Source organism: Paenibacillus sp. J22R232, assembly GCF_056269165.1.
Genome location: NZ_JBWDNK010000008.1, coordinates 16173 through 31297 on the forward strand (window position 1 = coordinate 16173; position 15125 = coordinate 31297).

Consider the following 15125-nt stretch of genomic DNA (forward strand, 5'->3'; position numbering starts at 1 on the left):
TCCGCGATGGATGGTTTGTTGGATCGTTTGTTGGATGGTTGGTTTTTTGACTGGTTTTCTGATTGGTTTTCTGGTTGGTTGGTTGGTTGGTTGGTTGGTTGGTTGGTTGGTTGGTTGGTTGGTTGGTTGGTTGGTTGGTTGGTTGGTTGGTTGGTTGCGTGGGTGGTTGGTTGGGTGGTTGGTTGCGTGGGTGGTTGGTTGGGTGGTTGCGTGGGTGGTTGGTTGCGTGGGTGGGTGGTTTGTTGGTTGGTTGGTTGGTTTGTTGGTTGGTTGGTTTGCCGGTAATCGCTGAAGTTAGCAACCTCGTACTCTCTCCAACCGTTCAACCTAGCTACGTTGTACTTTGTACACTCTATTCGGCATTTAAGTAACCACGCTCTTGCTACGTTGCAGTTTCTGCAACAGAAAGGTGCTTTCACAGCACATTTCCTTCTCATTGGAATAATTCTGTTGCACTTTCTGCAATGTAGCCTGGCGAATTGTCTTTTATATGAGATTCTATTGTAAAAAGTGCAGTGTACGCCCACTTTTAGATGTTAGTTGTCGTCAAAATCTTCGTTTATCGTATGCGGCACGAGAGAGGAGCAAGCATGCCATGCCCAAAAAAATTCTGGTTTTTGCTGAGAGCCGAGGCGGCGCGCTGCGGCGAGTCGCGCTCGAGGCGCTCGGCGCAGCGCAGCTGCTTGCAGGCAAGGACGGCGCCGTTCATGCCGTCCTTGCCTGCTCCGGCGGCGCGGCGGATGAAGCCGCCGCGCTAATTGCGCGGGGGGCGGACGTCGTGCATATCGCCGACGATCCTTCCCTCCGCGCCTTCGCGCCCGAGGCGTACCTAGCCGCCCTCGGCGCAGCTATCGCTGCGGTGCAGCCGGACGCGCTATTGCTCGGCCACACCGCTATGGGGCGCGAGCTCGCGCCCCGTGTGGCCGCAGCAATCGGCGCCGGCCACATCGCTGACGTCATCGCAATCGAAGCATCTGACGATGGCGATGACGCCTTATTCATTCGCCCGCTCTACGCCGGCAAGGCGTTCGAGCGGCGCAGCTTCGCGCCGGGCCAGCCGTGGGTCATCACGGTGCGCCCGAACAACTTAAACGCGGCGGAGGTGCTCGACGCCGCCGACATTACCGGCACCGTTGCGGAGCTTCCGTTCACGGTGCCACCGCTCTACACCGCCGTGCGCAGCCTTGTGCGCCGCGCCGGCGGCCAGCTTGACCTAGCCGAGGCCGATGTCGTCGTGTCCGGCGGTCGAGGAGTGCGAAGCGCGGCGGGCTTCGAGCCGCTGCACGCGATGGCCGCGGCTCTCGGTGGCGCCGTCGGCGCCTCGCGCGGAGCCTGCGACGCAGGCTACTGCGACTATGCGCTGCAAATCGGGCAGACCGGCAAGGTTGTCACCCCCCAGCTTTATATCGCCTGCGGCATAAGCGGCGCCATACAGCACCTTGCTGGGATGAGCCAATCCCGTGTCATTGTCGCGATTAACAAAGACCCCGACGCCCCTATATTCGGCATAGCCGATTATGGCATCGTTGGCGATTTATTCGAGCTTGTGCCTTTGCTGACGACCGAGCTACAGCGAGCCCGCACTTAATATCATCCCTACTGCTATCACTACAACCAGCTCGCACCTATACCCATCCCTACTTCAATCACCACAACCAGCTCGCGCCTAATCCCATCCCTATTGCTCCTACTTCAACCGGCACACTCCCAAACTTATCCCTATCTCCCCACCAGAACAAACCCATACCCAGCATCATCCCGCTTCATTCTTCTCCACGGGCTGCCCAAAAAGGTACCCCCTAACACGCACAAAGAACCTTGAACACCACTTTAAAGTGGTGTTCAAGGTTCTTTGCCATCCGTTCCCTAAAAACCCGGATTCAAAATTTCCAAAATCCGAATTTATATCATCCTCATTATTAACGTTTTAGATTTCCAAAATCCGACTTTGTACCATCCTCATTATCGACGCTTTAGCTATGCGAAATCAGGCCGTATCTCCCGGATGCAATCCGGCGATTCGAACAAGTCGTCGTGAACCGCATTCGTGACGGGATAAGCGCGCATCAGATAGGTGTCCATCGCCTCCAGATGCTTGCGCAGGCCGCTGAATTCCGTAATTCGCGGATTCAGCCAATCCTCAATTCCTTCCTCATCGAGAATAACCGGCACTCTCGGCTGCCATACGGACATCGCGCCGGTAGAAGCCGCGGTAATCATCGTGAAAGCGCGAACCTCCTTGCCGCTCACGTTTCTCCAGCAGTCATAAATGCCTGCAATGCCCAGCAGCTGCTGGCTCGGAACGACGATATGCATCGCTCTCGGATCGCGCTCCTTGCCCACCTGCTTTTGACCGAAAAAGCCGCTGCAAGGCAGCACGCATCTTTGCCTTCTTAGCATGCGTGCCAGAAAAGGCTTCTCGGACAGCGTTTTATGGTCGGCATTCACTGCATCCTTAGCCCAGAACGGAAACAGTCCCCATCTGGACTCCTGCATCGTTCTTTGGTCAAAACGGTCGTTCATCACAATGGATACCGTCTGCGTAGGCGCTACATTAAATCGGTTCGTATGCCCTTTAATCACCTTGCCTACCTGAAATCGATCCACGATATCGCTTAAATCTGCCGTTAAGGAAAACCGTTCAATCATCGCAACCACCCTTTTTTACGTTGTTTGAATCCAGTTTCTGTTAAAGGCCGTAAAATTATGCAGGCTGCGCGATGAAAAAAAAGGCGGGGACCGAGCATCCGCCCGTTCCCCGCCTTTTCCCCAGAAAGCTTACATCGTGAACCGTTTTCGAAATTTAAGCGGCGGCATCCCCGTGTGTGATGCGAACAGCCTTGAGAAATGAGGCGTCTGGCGGAAGCCCGTTTCCTCCGCTACCCGAGCGATCGTCCAATCTGTTTTGATAAGAAGCAGCTTGGCTTGGTCGAGCCTATAATACAGCAAATATTGCTGCGGCGTGCAATCGAACACCTCGGTCATGCAGCGCGTAATGTAATTGGTATGAAGCTGGAGCACGTCGCTCAACATCGTGTTGCTGATCGGGCTCCGATAATTAAGCTTCAGGTAAGCAGCCGCCCGCTCTGCAACAGACACTGCTGCTTTGGCTGCATCCGAGCGCCAGCCCTCATCAAGCATTTGAAGCAAATGCAGGAAACGCTGCTGCCGGTCCCAGAAAGCACCGTGGGACGAGCTCTTAGCCGCCTCATGCAACTGCGAGAAGATGAGCTTGGCCTCGTCCGGATAAGTAAGCTTCATTTTTTTGGGCAAACGAATCGCATACGTATAATAATCGCCTCGCAGCGAGCCGCTTTGATTGCCCACTGTCTCCTCCCATGCGCCGACCGTCTGGAAATGAATCCAATCGAACACCGTTTCCTCTTCGCAAGGCCTTGTGGAATAATGCCAGCGATCAGGCCGCAGGATAAGGACGTCGCCCGGACCAAGCGTCCATCTGCGGTTATCCTCTGCCACATGCAGCGAGCCTTGGTTCACGAACAGCAGATCAAATACGCCTAGGTTCGTCCGGTTCGGATGCTCTTCCCCGGCATGATAGGTTAAACGGTTGGATTCTATGAAAAAGGGCAACGGCGGTGAACGAAATGTTAGTAATAGCTCCTCTGACAACCTGATCTCTCCTTATCTACGTTCTGCACAGCAAAACGACTTCGAAAGCAAATCAAATCTCCCATGTGTAAATATGCAAAAAATGACTACTGCCCATGTTACTTGAAAACCGTTTCATTTGTCTACAATAAAACAAACCTCAAGCTCTCCCTTTCAGGAATTTGCATGAGGCTGGCATAACGATTCTATGGATACGGCCATGACTTACATAACGAATTGAAACGAGGATCCCGGGTTCACCTTAAACACATCTGCCTCCGGGAGCATGCTTTTGATCAAATACATATAATCATAGGAGGTCTCGAGCGTTTCCTCATCGGGAATATATACTACTTTTTTGCCGTTAAGCAAGGAGAGCACTTCAATGCGTGTCGGAAGCTTCCCGAAAGCACTCATGCAAAATACCGACGTCATATGGAACAGCAGGCTCAGCGACTCTTCGTCGACATCTACGGCCAGCTTCTGCACAATGTAGTCGTCTGCTCCTCCATCTGGATCAACGGCAACCAAATGAAAGATTTGCGATATTTCGAGATCAAGCTCCTCTACGTATGCGGTAAGCTGCTCATAAAAGATAATTGGCATCTGCGGGCATGATCCGCCTAGCAAAAAACTTGCCAGCTGTTCCTTAAGCGTCTGCTTCATTTGCAAAAAATGCTCATCCGAATGAAACTTATAATTCCGATTTGTCCACCACTGCTCAACGGATGCTTCTATTGAATCGCGTGAGCGAACCGCTTCCGGCAGCCCGTAGAAATCATTTACGCTGTGGCTGGCCGCATACTGGACCATCTGCCTCCAGTTCACATCATTTTTGCGTTTACGGCCTGCTTGGTTATTGGCGAAACGCTCGGGATCACGCAGCAGCTCTTCCAGCTTATAATCCTCTACTCTCAGTACAACCGGTATTTGCTGCATTAGCGCTGCCGCCCCTCTCGTCTCATTATCCTGCGACTGCTACAAGGCTCGCAATTTGGCGTCCCATGCTTCTGCCTTGCTCCTTCTCATCCTCTGACGCGTTGTACTCGAACTTCATGCATTCTGCGGATATGGTCGCACCTAGCTCTTTAAGCTTCGCTTCGATTATATCAACAGCCGCGCAATAAATCGGATAGGATGTATCGCCCGAACCGAATGCCGCTGCGATCTTCCCGCTCAAATCAAGCGACGACATCTCTTCGTAGAAATCAATGAACTCATCGGGAAGCTCGCCGTCCCCCCACGTATAAGCTCCCATAATAATGGCATCGTATTCCGTAAGCTCCGCAGCGCTGGCATCGAAAGCCTCTTTCAGCACAACCTCCGCACCCGCTTGCTTAACCCCCTCTGCAATGGCCTCTGCCATTTCTTCCGTATTTCCTGTCATGCTCGCATAAACGACAAGTACTTTCGACATCCGTCATTCCTCCTCTAGCTTCTATGTGATTTGCTGATTTAAAGTGATTATTCAACGTCTGTATTCAATGTCTGAATGCCTTGAAAAAGAGTAGCCATATATAAATTGCCATCCTGCATGTCAATGTCCGTTACCGGGCAGCCGAGCTTGATCGACAGCAGCGTTACTTGATTGCAAATGTAAGCGAGCTGGAATAACCCCCGGTCCGTGCAGGCATACACCTCATTGCCCTTCGACAGCACCGAGAATATAAACGGCTTGCCGAACCGGATCCGGTCGAATCTACCCTTTTTGTCACCAATGAGCAGCTCGCCTTTATCGCTGGATCCTATCAAATGGCCTCTGAATACGGCTAAGCTGGTCACGCTCGTTCCCAGCTCGAAATGCGCCCATTCATCCATGAAACGGTCATAGAGAGAGACTCCGCTTTCATGCGCGATGATCAAATATTGCGGCAAGTTTATGAAGTCGAATACTTTTTTGTTCTCGCATGCGATCTGTTCCCAGCGGCTGCTCGCCTTGGACCATAATCCATACTCCGTGGCCGCGTAGCTGCTCCCGCCGATTTTGCGGTATTGATAACATGGAATCGTTAAGCCGTCGTTCTCCCAAGCCTCTCCGTTCCATTCGTACAAGCCGCTGCTCGTGCAGGCATGCAGCAATTCATGCTGCAGCTGAAGCCGATTCACATGGGCACTGCTGTCCATCCCATGCTCCAGCTTCTCCCAGCTTCCTTCCGCGTCTATTTGATAAATGCCATGCCCGACGGAAGCGGCAAACAAGCAATCAGAGCCTGCTTTGACCGATGAGAAAGGAAAGAGCAGCCAATTCCAAGGTCTGCTTGTTTCTGTTTGCATGTATTTCGCTCCTTCAAATCAATGAAATTAATATGTCGTTTGCTGAATTTGCTGCTTTATATGTGTGCTCGCGTGCTCGAGCATTTTACGGCTTATGTTCTGGTTTGCAAGCGAATTCCCTTTGCCAAGCTGATGCATTAAAGACGCCGACTTGCGTTTTTTCAATACCATTTCGTAAAGCAATCCCACAAGCTATTCCTCCTGCTAAAGGTTGAGACGCTTACTCACTCCTTTAGTGATAATGATTATCACTTTCGTATACATGATAACCATTCTCACTTCTGATGTCAATGCATTTATTCATTTGATCTTCATCGGCTGCCAGCTCAATTCCCTAATCCTACAGGTAGGCCAATCTCTAGCAGCCATTCGCACAAATCCGCAAATATAGTTGAAGGTCTATGTCTCTACCTGATACTTACCCAATCAATAGATAGAATTTGAACGTAGAATAACGCATCAAACAAGGAGGTGCTTTCAACTGAGTTACTCAAATCACAAGAGTCGCTGCGTCAGAAAACCAGCATCAGGTTGCAGACCAAAAAGAAAGAGTCACGGAGATAAAGTAATCATTGTAAAGAAAAAGCTTGTCGTCAATGCCCCGACTGGCCGTAGAGGATTGCAAGGACCAGCCGGTCCAGCAGGCCCCGCAGGAACTGCAGGCCCTACCGGTCCCGTCGGACCCACTGGACCTGGTACGGGTATCACCGGCGCAACAGGAGCTGCGGGTACTCCCGGCGCCGTTGGAGCCACAGGTTCTGCCGGAGCAACCGGCGCCACTGGCCCTACAGGCCCAACAGGTCCTTACCATGGCGGAACAATCATTCCTTATGCGTCTGGAACAGTAGCTCCCGTTGTACTTGTATCCACTATCCTCGGATTAGTTGATACTACAAGTCTTGTCGGCTTTGGCAGCAGCATTGCCGGTGTAAGCCTCGCTGGATTAAATATTACAGATCCACTGCTTGCCCCAGGCTTTGCATTTACTATTCCGCAAGCAGGTACCCTTACTGCCATTTCAGCAGACTTCAGCATTTTGATCGCATTGGAGTTGCTTGGCACTGCAACCGTAACTGCACAGCTATATAGAGCCCCAGCAGGAAGCAACGTTTTCGCTCCTCTCCCAGGTGCTCTCGTAACACTCCCAGGTATCACCACCGTTGCTATAGGCGATGTATTAAGCGGAATTACGACTGGCTTAGCCATTCCTCTACTCGCACAAGACCGTATCATCTTGGTTTATTCCGTGACCACGACAGGTCTAACAGTCGTAACAACCGTAACTGGCTTTGCAAGCGCAGGCGTGTATATCGAGCTCAGTGAATAATCATTTTGAATCCGGCGGTACAGGGTGCTACTCCTGTACCGCTATTTTTTCACTCTGGCTGGGGTTGCTCGAAACTTCCGTCCATTCGCGCATATCCATGATACTTCTTCCCCCATTAAACAGACCATCCCATCCCCCCAGCACCACTAGAGATAAGATTGCCAAAAGTAAAATTCCATTTCAGATGACAGGCTGACCTTTTTTCATATTCATAAAAAGAAGGGGCTATCCCAATAAGTCATTCCTGACTTGCTGAGACAGCCCCTTCTACTGAATGCTATAGTGACAACTGCAGCTTAAATCCGATTCGTATTCGATCCTGCTCGAACTGGACATCCCTTACGGTCACAACATCATGAGCAGGCAAATCTAGCGGAATGATGATCGTATCTAACATCGTTAACGGCAAGCTGCTTTTTTTCAAAGACAAGGCCTGCGGCCTAAGCACAATATTCGGGGATTGCCATTCCAGCGCATACACCGCTTCTAGCGCAGCTGGCAATCTTTCTTTATAAGTCACGTTCATATATGCCACAAGCTTGTTTGCCTCAAGCTCGAAGCGCGCTCCGTCCAAACGTACGTCTTTTTTTAGCATGATGGCCGATGGACCCGCTTCTCCGTTTCCGTACTCGGCCTTCAGGTTTTGCTTGATCAGATGGTCAATGTCCGCTTCCGTGAGGACGAGCTCCGGCTTTAATTTTTTGACCATATCCAGCGCTTTTCCTTTAACATCAATGGGAGCATAGCTGAGGTCAAGCTGCTCGTCCGGCGCAATATAAGATACGAGCCACCAGATCGCCCCGCCAAGCAGCAAGAGCATAACGACGAGAAGCAGCAGCAGCCTTTTTACTATTTTGCCCATTCAACTTCCCTCCACTCTATAAAAAATAGCAACTCACCATACATACAGCCGTGCTGATAGTGCTATAATGAATCCATTCATTTACGCTGTCGATCGGCGAAAGACGAGAGGATGATCATCTATGAATACAAATAATACCCCGACGCACCGGATTGGGCTTGAAGAAATCGTTCAAGCGCAAATGCATTTGAAGGATGTCATTACGCGTACGCCGCTTCAATATAATCGCGTGCTCTCTGAACGTTTCAATTGCCATGTGCTCTTGAAGCGCGAAGATCTGCAGATCGTTCGTTCATTCAAAATACGCGGCGCCTACCATCTGATGCGCTCGCTTAGCGAGGAAACACTCGCCAAAGGCGTCGTTTGCGCCAGCGCGGGCAACCATGCGCAGGGCGTAGCCTATTCCTGCCAGACGCTCGGCATCCCGGGCAAGATCTACATGCCGAGCACGACGCCGCGGCAGAAGGTTTCGCAGGTCAGCTTTTTCGGCGGCAATAAAGTCGAGGTCATCCTAACCGGCGATACCTTTGACGACGCCTATGCCGAAGCACTTGCGGAGAGCAACCGCAGCGGCATGGCCTTCATCCACCCGTTCGATGATGCCAAGATCATCGCCGGGAACGGGACCGTCGGCCAAGAGCTGATGGAAGCAGCCGAATCCGCACCTGACTTCGTCTTCGTCACCGTTGGCGGCGGCGGGCTTGCAGCAGGCGTATCCTCCTATGTCAAAATCGTATCGCCGGCTACCCAAGTGATCGGCGTAGAGCCTGAAGGCGCCCAGTCCCTCAGAGCGTCGCTCGATGCGGGAAAAGTAACGCCGCTGGACCAGATCGACAAGTTTGTCGACGGGGCAGCAGTCAAACGGATCGGCGATTTGACGTTTGAGCTTTGCCGAGACCTGCTTGATGATGTCATTGCCGTTCCTGAAGGCAAGGTATGCACCACGATGCTGGACCTGTACAACGAGAATGCGATTGTAGCCGAGCCGGCTGGCGCGCTGCCGATTGCCGCACTGGAAGCCTACCGTGAGCAAATCGAAGGCAAGACCGTAGTCTGTGTCGTAAGCGGCGGCAACAATGACGTAGACCGGATGCAAGAAATTAAAGAGCGTTCGCTCATCTATGAAGGCTACAAGCATTATTTCATGGTCAGCTTCCCGCAGCGCGCAGGAGCGCTTAGAGAGTTTCTGGACAACGTGCTTGGACCAAACGATGACATTACCCGCTTCGAGTATACCAAAAAGTCGAATAAGGACAACGGCCCCGCGCTCGTTGGCATCGAGCTCAAGCACAGGGAGGACTATAATCCGCTCGTCGACCGCATGACCAAGAAGGGCTTTCAGTTTCTAGAGCTGAACAAAGACCCCGTATTGTTCAATCTTTTGATTTGATCGGCTTGCAAGGTAGCTTTGCGAAGGCTAGCCCACATGCTATTTAACACTGAGCTGTCCCTATAGTTATTTCGGGACTCTCAGCTTCCAATTTGTTCACAATTACGGATTAAAAAGAACCTTCAGCCCACTTGTCGTGATGTTGAAGGTTCTTTTGTGCGTGATATCGGATTAATCCACTCTGTTTTGCCCTTTTAGGACAGCCTTGTTCGTATTACCAAGCGTATGCGCGCGGCGCGTCCCCGCCAGGCCCAGGGAATATTTCGTCAATGCGCTTCAGCGCCGATTCATCAAGCGACAGCTCCACGGCGCGAAGCGAGCGCTCGAATTGATCCAACGTGCGAACGCCGATGATCGGCGCCGTTACCGCTGGATTCGCAAGCAGCCACGCCAGCGAAACAAGATCCTCGGGCTCGCCTAGCTCGTCACAGAACGCCGCATAAGCATCCAACTGCTCGCGATGCTGCTCCAAGCGCTTCGAGTCACCGCTGCGGCGACCTCCGTCCTTCCGGCGGTGGTTGCCCGCCAGCAAGCCTCCGTCAAGCGGGCTCCACGGGATTACGCCTAGTCCAAGCTCTTTGGAGGCAGGAAGCACTTCCAGCTCAGGCAAGCGGCATAGCAGATTGTACTTATGCTGCTCGGATACTAAGCCGATAGAGCCTCTTGCTTTGGCTTCTCCTTGCGCCACGGCAATATCCCAGCCCGCAAAGTTGCTGGAGCCTATGTAGCCCACTTTCCCTTGCGCAACGGCCGTGTCGAAGGCTCCCCACAGCTCGCTCCAGTGAACGCTGCGGTCAACGTGATGCATTTGATAAAGCTCTATGTGATCCGTTTGCAAACGTTTGAGCGATGCTTCCAAATGCCTGCGGATTTTGTAAGCGGACAAACCGGCTTCCCGGTTCGGACCGTCATGCTTGTCATGCATATCGCCATATACTTTAGTAGCTAGCACGGTTCGTTCGCGCCGTCCATCGCCTTGCGCGAACCATTTCCCGATGATTTCCTCCGTGCGTCCGGCGTTCTCGCCCCAGCCGTAAATATTGGCGGTATCAATAAAGTTAATGCCTGCATCCAGCGCTGCATCTAGAATACGAAATGATTCCTTCTCGTCCGTATCTACCCCGAAATTCATCGTTCCCAGACATAAACGGCTTACCTGAAGACCTGATCTTCCCAATTTCGCATACTGCACTCTAAACATCGCTCCTTCAATTTTTGAAATAGGATGGATTGCTTTACCATTATACAAAAATTACACAAACTAACCAAATCCCGTTCATGCCTGCATAACAATCCTCCGCTACACTACCCTCAGGAGGTGTATTCATGATTCATTTCGAAAGCAATCCTCAGCCTAAAATGTTAATTTTGTATGCCTCTTACGGCGATGGCCACCTGCAGGTTGCCCGCGCTCTCAAAAGCGCCATGGAGGAGCTCGGCAATTTCCGCACGGTTATGGTCGACCTGATGGCGGAATCGCATCCTTGGCTGAATGAGGTGACAAGGCGCTTTTATCTCAAAAGCTATACCAACATGCCTTCGCTCTATGGTTGGATGTACGATTTCACCAAGCCTATGAAGCATGACTCTTGGTTCGGCGGGCTGCTGCACTCTTTTGGCAAAGATAAAATCAAGCGCATACTTCTCGCGGAGCAGCCGGATATCGTCGTTCATACCTTTCCGAGCTTCGCCCTGCCGGAATTAAAAAGAAGCAATGGCTTCCATCCGCCTTCCTATGCCGTCATCACGGACTTCGACTTGCACTGCCGCTGGGTTCATCCCAGCATTGACCGTTATTATGTCGCAACGGAGGATTTGAAGCAGGAGCTCACGCAGCTCGGCATTCCGAATCAAGCCGTGCAGGTAACCGGCATTCCCCTTAAACGCGGATTTCGCGCGGCTGCACCCTCAACCGAGCTCTATCATCGCTACAACCTTAATCCAAACAAACCCGTCATCCTCGTCATGGCAGGCGCGCAAGGGGTCATGCCCGATGCAGCCCTAATCTGCGGCACGCTGCTCGCTGACGCCAATGTTCAAGTCGTGCTGGTATGCGGCCGGAACCTCCTGCTAAAAAACGCCATTCAACAGCTGTTCCAGCATCATAGCGGCAAGTCCCGTTTATGCGTTCTCGGCTACGTCGATGCGATACATGAGCTGATGGCCATTTCGGACTGTCTCGTTACGAAGCCTGGAGGCGTCACGCTCTCGGAAGGCATCACTGCCGGCCTGCCTCTATTCATCTACCGCCCGGTACCCGGTCAGGAGAAGCAGAATGCGCAATATCTTGCAGCTAAAGGCGCAGCAAGCATTTCGTATGAGGCAGCCGAGCTAGCGAGCCAAATTTTGAAACTCGTCCATGACCCTTTACGTCTTACTAATAGCAGGCTGTCCATCAAGCAGCTTCCGTCCTCCCAAACGGCTGCGGACAGCATTGTTTTGGATATTTTATCCAACATACGTATAATAGAGAAAGCATCTACCCTATAGGAGATAAGGAGCCCCGCCGTGCGCGATAATCACGCTTTCGGAGCGGAGATGCGCCTTATCTCCGTCATATTGTTCGTCGTGGAGTTCGTAAGAGGAGCCGTGCTGGTTAGCTTGCTGCCTATTTATGGCGCAAAAACGCTAGGTCTTGCACCTGATGTCATAGGAGCCGCCATCTCCGCGCATTACTTAGTGGATACGATGCTCAAAATCGCGATCGGCTATTTATTAGACCGCTTTTCGATTCGCATTGTCGTGCAAGCTGGGCTTATCATTTCGCTTGGCGGTGTTTTTCTGCTGCGGTTCGCAGAGCTTCCGTGGATCTTTATTGGGGCAGCTGCTTTATATGGCGTCGGAATGTCCCCGATCTGGATCGCTTGCTTGACCAAAGTAAGCCCGCAGCAGCGAGCGGCACAAATGGGTCTGCTGTATACCGTCTGGATGGTTGGTCTCGGGAGCGGACCGATCGTTTGTACTATTTTGCTCGATGTCAGCGTATCGTTTACGTACAACCTGCTTGTCAGCTTGTCTGCCGCAGCATGCCTGCTGACTCTCTTCATGAATCGCACAAAGGCTCAGGCGACTGAGCGCATATCGCTTAGCAAGCAGCTAACCATCCTTAAAGGACAGGTTCGGTCCATGCGGCTGCTGCTGCCGGGCATGATCCTGCAAACGGCCGGGGCGGGCATGCTCGTTCCCATACTTCCCGGTTACGCGGAGCAAGAGCTTGGATTAACGGGAGCCCAGTACTCTATCCTCTTGACGACAGGAGGACTGACAGCGGTTGCGAGCCTCATTCCCATGGGGAAATTATCCGATCGGTTGACCAGCAAAAAGTGGTTTCTCGTCGCCGGATTCGGGGTGTTTGGCATTGGTTTATGGATGCTGGCTTCGGGCCTTGCATTCTGGTATTGTTTACTTATATCGGCCATGCTTGGCCTTTCCTATTCGGCTATCCTGCCCGCTTGGAACGCGCTGCTAGCGACCTACGTGCCGCCCAAGCAAGAAGGGGTAGGCTGGGGAATGCTTTCCACCTTCGAAGGTTTCGGCGTCATGATCGGGCCTGCTGCCGGAGGGCTCCTTGCCGCACAAAGCGGAGAGAGCTCTGTCTTCTGGACGAGCGCGGCTCTGTTTGGACTGATTGGCTTATTTTATTTATGGCTTCCCGAACGAGCATTTGCAACAACCAATAAAAGCGATAAACAAGTAGAACGGAGTTAAAGCTATGGATGATTGGCATAATTGGCTGGAATATATCAAGCATTTGGATTTGGATTCCATTCAGTGGACACTCGAGAGCTATTCCCAGTGGGGGCCTTTTCCGGGAATTCTTCTGCCCATGATCGAATCCTTCCTCCCCTTTCTCCCGCTGATTCTTATTATCGCGGCTAATGCCAACATTTACGGTCTCGGATTCGGGTTTCTTTTCTCATGGATCGGCGTTACCGCCGGAGCGGTAACCGTTTTTTGGATTAGCCGCAAGCTCGGTCGCAACGTAAAGGGACGTCTGGAGCGGCGTTTTCCAAAGTCAGAGCGGTTTTTCAACTGGGTGGAGCGCCGCGGCTTCACGCCGCTGTTTCTGCTCGCTTGCTTTCCCTTCACGCCGTCTGTCATTATTACGGTCGTTTCCGGCCTAAGCAAGGTACCCTTCCATACGTTTCTGCTGGCTACGCTTCTCGGCAAAGCCGTAATGATTTTCTGTATCTCGCTGATCAGCTTCGATATCGGCAATTTGGTCGATGAGCCTTGGCGTATTTTTGTATCGATTACAGCCGTGCTGGTCATGTGGTTCGGGGGCAAACGGCTCGAATCGCGTTACCAGGTGAATGGATGAGGTGATGTCGCATGCACCTTTGGCATAGCTTGCTACCATCGCCGCCTGTTCTGCTTACTTGGCTTGATGTTGGCATGGGCACTGTCGTACTTTTGATTGCCGGCGGATTTCTCGCCGGCATGTTTATGTTTGTACGTATTGCATCGGACGATTCCGACAAATACAAGGACATTAAAGAAATGGTCGAGACGATATTCGGCACGCCTGCTCATCTCAGGCCTTCGGCAGACGAAGCCAGCAAGAACCGCCACGACCCTAATAAAGTTGGCGCAGGGGCTGCCCTGCCCTTCTCGGAGCCTTGTCCCGCTTGCAACGAAACCGTCACCGAGCAGGACGAGACCTGCCCCTCCTGCGGTCTCCAGCTTTTATAAGCTTCAGCTTTGCCTTTGTCTTTAGGTTCGTCTTAAGCTATAGCTTTTTCATTAACTTTTTCATTAGCTTTTTCTTTAGCTTTTTCTTTAGCTTTTTCATTAGCTATTCTTTAGCTATTCTTTAATCTTTGGTTTCAACAAAAGTTACTTGTATAGCTTCACCTTTTGCTACAGCTTCGGTTTCCGCTTTGCCTTCAGTTTGGCTTCTTGTTCGGCTTCACCTTTGCCTTTATTTTTGGCTTAAGCTTCATCTTCATCTTTAGCTTGATCTTATGCGATCCTAGGTTCGTCATAATCTTCCCCGTAATCCGAGCTCATACATTTCTTCCTTTTGTGGCACACTGTTGAGGAACTTCTTATGAAGAGAAGGGATATGGTCTAAGGTCTTTTTGGCCGCTATCCTGGTTCACTGCAGCAATACCAATCAATTTCTCAGGAGGGTGATGACATGTCAGACCAACAGCCATCCGATCAACAGAAAGCGGCGAGCAAAGCGCAGTCGCGGGCTGACCGCAATCAAGCGAACAAACAGTCCGCAAGCGAGCTGCAATCAGATGCCGACCGCGCAGCGGTGCCCAAGCATGGATTATGACTACAGGAAGGTTGGTTAACAACATATGAGCGAATCTAACCACCATGAGATGAACCCTCTATCTGGGGAACCGGTTGAAGTCAAAGGCACATATCGCAATGAATGGGGACGCGAGGAGCAGCTGGAGCGCGGCGATGTTTTCCCGGCGGATCCGATGCTCGGTTCCACGGAATGGCAGCTTGTCGAGCTGTTCTTCAACAATCACCATGAAGGACATACCGATCCCCGTTTGGTTCCGCATGACGACGCCAACAATCCAGAAGCGCATATGCAGCATCCGCGCCGCCATGAAGGAAGCAACAAAACCGACGATGATCAATAGGCAGCTGTTTGAGCGGCGTTAACAGGCCGAATCAGCTGACTCCAAACCAAACAGCAG

Annotated in this window: 18 protein-coding genes; 10 read left to right on the forward strand and 8 right to left on the reverse strand. The window is 51.8% G+C overall.

Annotation, left to right across the window (positions count from 1 at the left end; genetic code table 11):
* Window positions 1-18: 18 nt before the first annotated feature.
* Complete coding sequence (locus tag AC0YN3_RS21455) at window positions 19-285, forward strand: hypothetical protein (protein WP_475777002.1); 267 nt, start codon at window positions 19-21, stop codon at window positions 283-285.
* 310 nt (window positions 286-595) lie between these two features.
* Entirely contained in the window at window positions 596-1588 is a 993-nt protein-coding gene (locus AC0YN3_RS21460) for an electron transfer flavoprotein subunit alpha/FixB family protein (protein WP_475777003.1), read from the forward strand.
* A gap of 389 nt (window positions 1589-1977) precedes the next feature.
* Here AC0YN3_RS21460 and AC0YN3_RS21465 read toward each other — a convergent pair whose 3' ends face one another.
* From AC0YN3_RS21465 to AC0YN3_RS21490, 6 genes are all read right to left on the reverse strand, one after another.
* Complete coding sequence (locus tag AC0YN3_RS21465) at window positions 1978-2649, reverse strand: SOS response-associated peptidase (protein ID WP_475777004.1); 672 nt, start codon at window positions 2647-2649, stop codon at window positions 1978-1980.
* 129 nt (window positions 2650-2778) lie between these two features.
* Window positions 2779-3630 carry an AraC family transcriptional regulator gene (locus AC0YN3_RS21470; RefSeq protein WP_183564793.1) on the reverse strand — a complete coding sequence of 284 codons (852 nt, stop codon included), beginning with the start codon at window positions 3628-3630 and terminating at the stop codon, window positions 2779-2781.
* Between the two features lie 204 nt (window positions 3631-3834).
* Entirely contained in the window at window positions 3835-4548 is a 714-nt protein-coding gene (locus AC0YN3_RS21475; RefSeq protein WP_475777005.1) for a hypothetical protein, read from the reverse strand.
* A 25-nt stretch (window positions 4549-4573) separates the two neighbouring features.
* Window positions 4574-5026, reverse strand: coding sequence for a flavodoxin (locus AC0YN3_RS21480; RefSeq protein ID WP_475777006.1), 453 nt, complete (start codon window positions 5024-5026; stop codon window positions 4574-4576).
* Window positions 5027-5073: 47 nt separating this feature from the next.
* The gene (locus AC0YN3_RS21485) at window positions 5074-5883 is read right to left on the reverse strand and encodes a hypothetical protein (RefSeq protein WP_475777007.1); all 810 of its coding nucleotides are present in this window, start codon (window positions 5881-5883) and stop codon (window positions 5074-5076) included.
* Between the two features lie 27 nt (window positions 5884-5910).
* Complete coding sequence (locus AC0YN3_RS21490; protein ID WP_475777008.1) at window positions 5911-6072, reverse strand: hypothetical protein; 162 nt, start codon at window positions 6070-6072, stop codon at window positions 5911-5913.
* Window positions 6073-6502: 430 nt separating this feature from the next.
* Here AC0YN3_RS21490 and AC0YN3_RS21495 point away from each other — a divergent pair, with 430 nt between their 5' ends.
* A complete protein-coding gene (locus AC0YN3_RS21495; protein ID WP_475777009.1) occupies window positions 6503-7210 on the forward strand; it encodes an exosporium glycoprotein BclB-related protein in 708 nt (235 codons plus the stop codon).
* A gap of 277 nt (window positions 7211-7487) precedes the next feature.
* Here the strand turns inward: AC0YN3_RS21495 and AC0YN3_RS21500 are convergent, their stop codons facing one another.
* Complete coding sequence (locus AC0YN3_RS21500; protein WP_475777010.1) at window positions 7488-8072, reverse strand: hypothetical protein; 585 nt, start codon at window positions 8070-8072, stop codon at window positions 7488-7490.
* A gap of 121 nt (window positions 8073-8193) precedes the next feature.
* Between AC0YN3_RS21500 and ilvA the strand changes: the two genes are divergently transcribed.
* Entirely contained in the window at window positions 8194-9462 is a 1269-nt protein-coding gene (gene ilvA / locus AC0YN3_RS21505; protein ID WP_475777011.1) for a threonine ammonia-lyase IlvA, read from the forward strand.
* A gap of 214 nt (window positions 9463-9676) precedes the next feature.
* Here ilvA and AC0YN3_RS21510 read toward each other — a convergent pair whose 3' ends face one another.
* On the reverse strand, window positions 9677-10654 hold the full coding sequence (locus tag AC0YN3_RS21510; RefSeq protein WP_475777012.1) for an aldo/keto reductase: 978 nt from the start codon (window positions 10652-10654) through the stop codon (window positions 9677-9679).
* A 134-nt stretch (window positions 10655-10788) separates the two neighbouring features.
* Between AC0YN3_RS21510 and AC0YN3_RS21515 the strand changes: the two genes are divergently transcribed.
* The 6 genes from AC0YN3_RS21515 (at window position 10789) to AC0YN3_RS21540 (ending at window position 15068) form a co-directional block, all read left to right on the forward strand.
* On the forward strand, window positions 10789-11952 hold the full coding sequence (locus AC0YN3_RS21515; RefSeq protein WP_475777013.1) for an MGDG synthase family glycosyltransferase: 1164 nt from the start codon (window positions 10789-10791) through the stop codon (window positions 11950-11952).
* 18 nt (window positions 11953-11970) lie between these two features.
* The gene (locus AC0YN3_RS21520; RefSeq protein ID WP_475777014.1) at window positions 11971-13170 is read left to right on the forward strand and encodes an MFS transporter; all 1200 of its coding nucleotides are present in this window, start codon (window positions 11971-11973) and stop codon (window positions 13168-13170) included.
* Window positions 13171-13174: 4 nt separating this feature from the next.
* Window positions 13175-13783: a TVP38/TMEM64 family protein gene (locus tag AC0YN3_RS21525; protein WP_183564766.1), complete on the forward strand. Its 609-nt coding sequence runs from the start codon at window positions 13175-13177 to the stop codon at window positions 13781-13783.
* A gap of 11 nt (window positions 13784-13794) precedes the next feature.
* A complete protein-coding gene (locus AC0YN3_RS21530; RefSeq protein ID WP_475777015.1) occupies window positions 13795-14154 on the forward strand; it encodes a zinc ribbon domain-containing protein in 360 nt (119 codons plus the stop codon).
* A 448-nt stretch (window positions 14155-14602) separates the two neighbouring features.
* Window positions 14603-14746, forward strand: coding sequence for a hypothetical protein (locus AC0YN3_RS21535; protein WP_183564760.1), 144 nt, complete (start codon window positions 14603-14605; stop codon window positions 14744-14746).
* A 25-nt stretch (window positions 14747-14771) separates the two neighbouring features.
* A complete protein-coding gene (locus tag AC0YN3_RS21540) occupies window positions 14772-15068 on the forward strand; it encodes a transposase (protein WP_475777016.1) in 297 nt (98 codons plus the stop codon).
* Window positions 15069-15125 lie beyond the last annotated feature (57 nt).

Excerpts from the sequence above, each read along its gene's own strand:
- AC0YN3_RS21460 (WP_475777003.1), top strand. The coding sequence starts at position 596 with ATGCCCAAAAAAATTCTGGTTTTTGCTGAGAGCCGAGGCGGCGCGCTG.
- AC0YN3_RS21465 (WP_475777004.1), bottom strand. The coding sequence starts at position 2,649 with ATGATTGAACGGTTTTCCTTAACGGCAGATTTAAGCGATATCGTGGAT.
- AC0YN3_RS21475 (WP_475777005.1), bottom strand. The coding sequence starts at position 4,548 with ATGCAGCAAATACCGGTTGTACTGAGAGTAGAGGATTATAAGCTGGAA.
- AC0YN3_RS21480 (WP_475777006.1), bottom strand. The coding sequence starts at position 5,026 with ATGTCGAAAGTACTTGTCGTTTATGCGAGCATGACAGGAAATACGGAA.
- AC0YN3_RS21485 (WP_475777007.1), bottom strand. The coding sequence starts at position 5,883 with ATGCAAACAGAAACAAGCAGACCTTGGAATTGGCTGCTCTTTCCTTTC.
- AC0YN3_RS21500 (WP_475777010.1), bottom strand. The coding sequence starts at position 8,072 with ATGGGCAAAATAGTAAAAAGGCTGCTGCTGCTTCTCGTCGTTATGCTC.
- ilvA (WP_475777011.1), top strand. The coding sequence starts at position 8,194 with ATGAATACAAATAATACCCCGACGCACCGGATTGGGCTTGAAGAAATC.
- AC0YN3_RS21515 (WP_475777013.1), top strand. The coding sequence starts at position 10,789 with ATGATTCATTTCGAAAGCAATCCTCAGCCTAAAATGTTAATTTTGTAT.
- AC0YN3_RS21525 (WP_183564766.1), top strand. The coding sequence starts at position 13,175 with ATGGATGATTGGCATAATTGGCTGGAATATATCAAGCATTTGGATTTG.
- AC0YN3_RS21530 (WP_475777015.1), top strand. The coding sequence starts at position 13,795 with ATGCACCTTTGGCATAGCTTGCTACCATCGCCGCCTGTTCTGCTTACT.
- AC0YN3_RS21535 (WP_183564760.1), top strand. The coding sequence starts at position 14,603 with ATGTCAGACCAACAGCCATCCGATCAACAGAAAGCGGCGAGCAAAGCG.
- AC0YN3_RS21540 (WP_475777016.1), top strand. The coding sequence starts at position 14,772 with ATGAGCGAATCTAACCACCATGAGATGAACCCTCTATCTGGGGAACCG.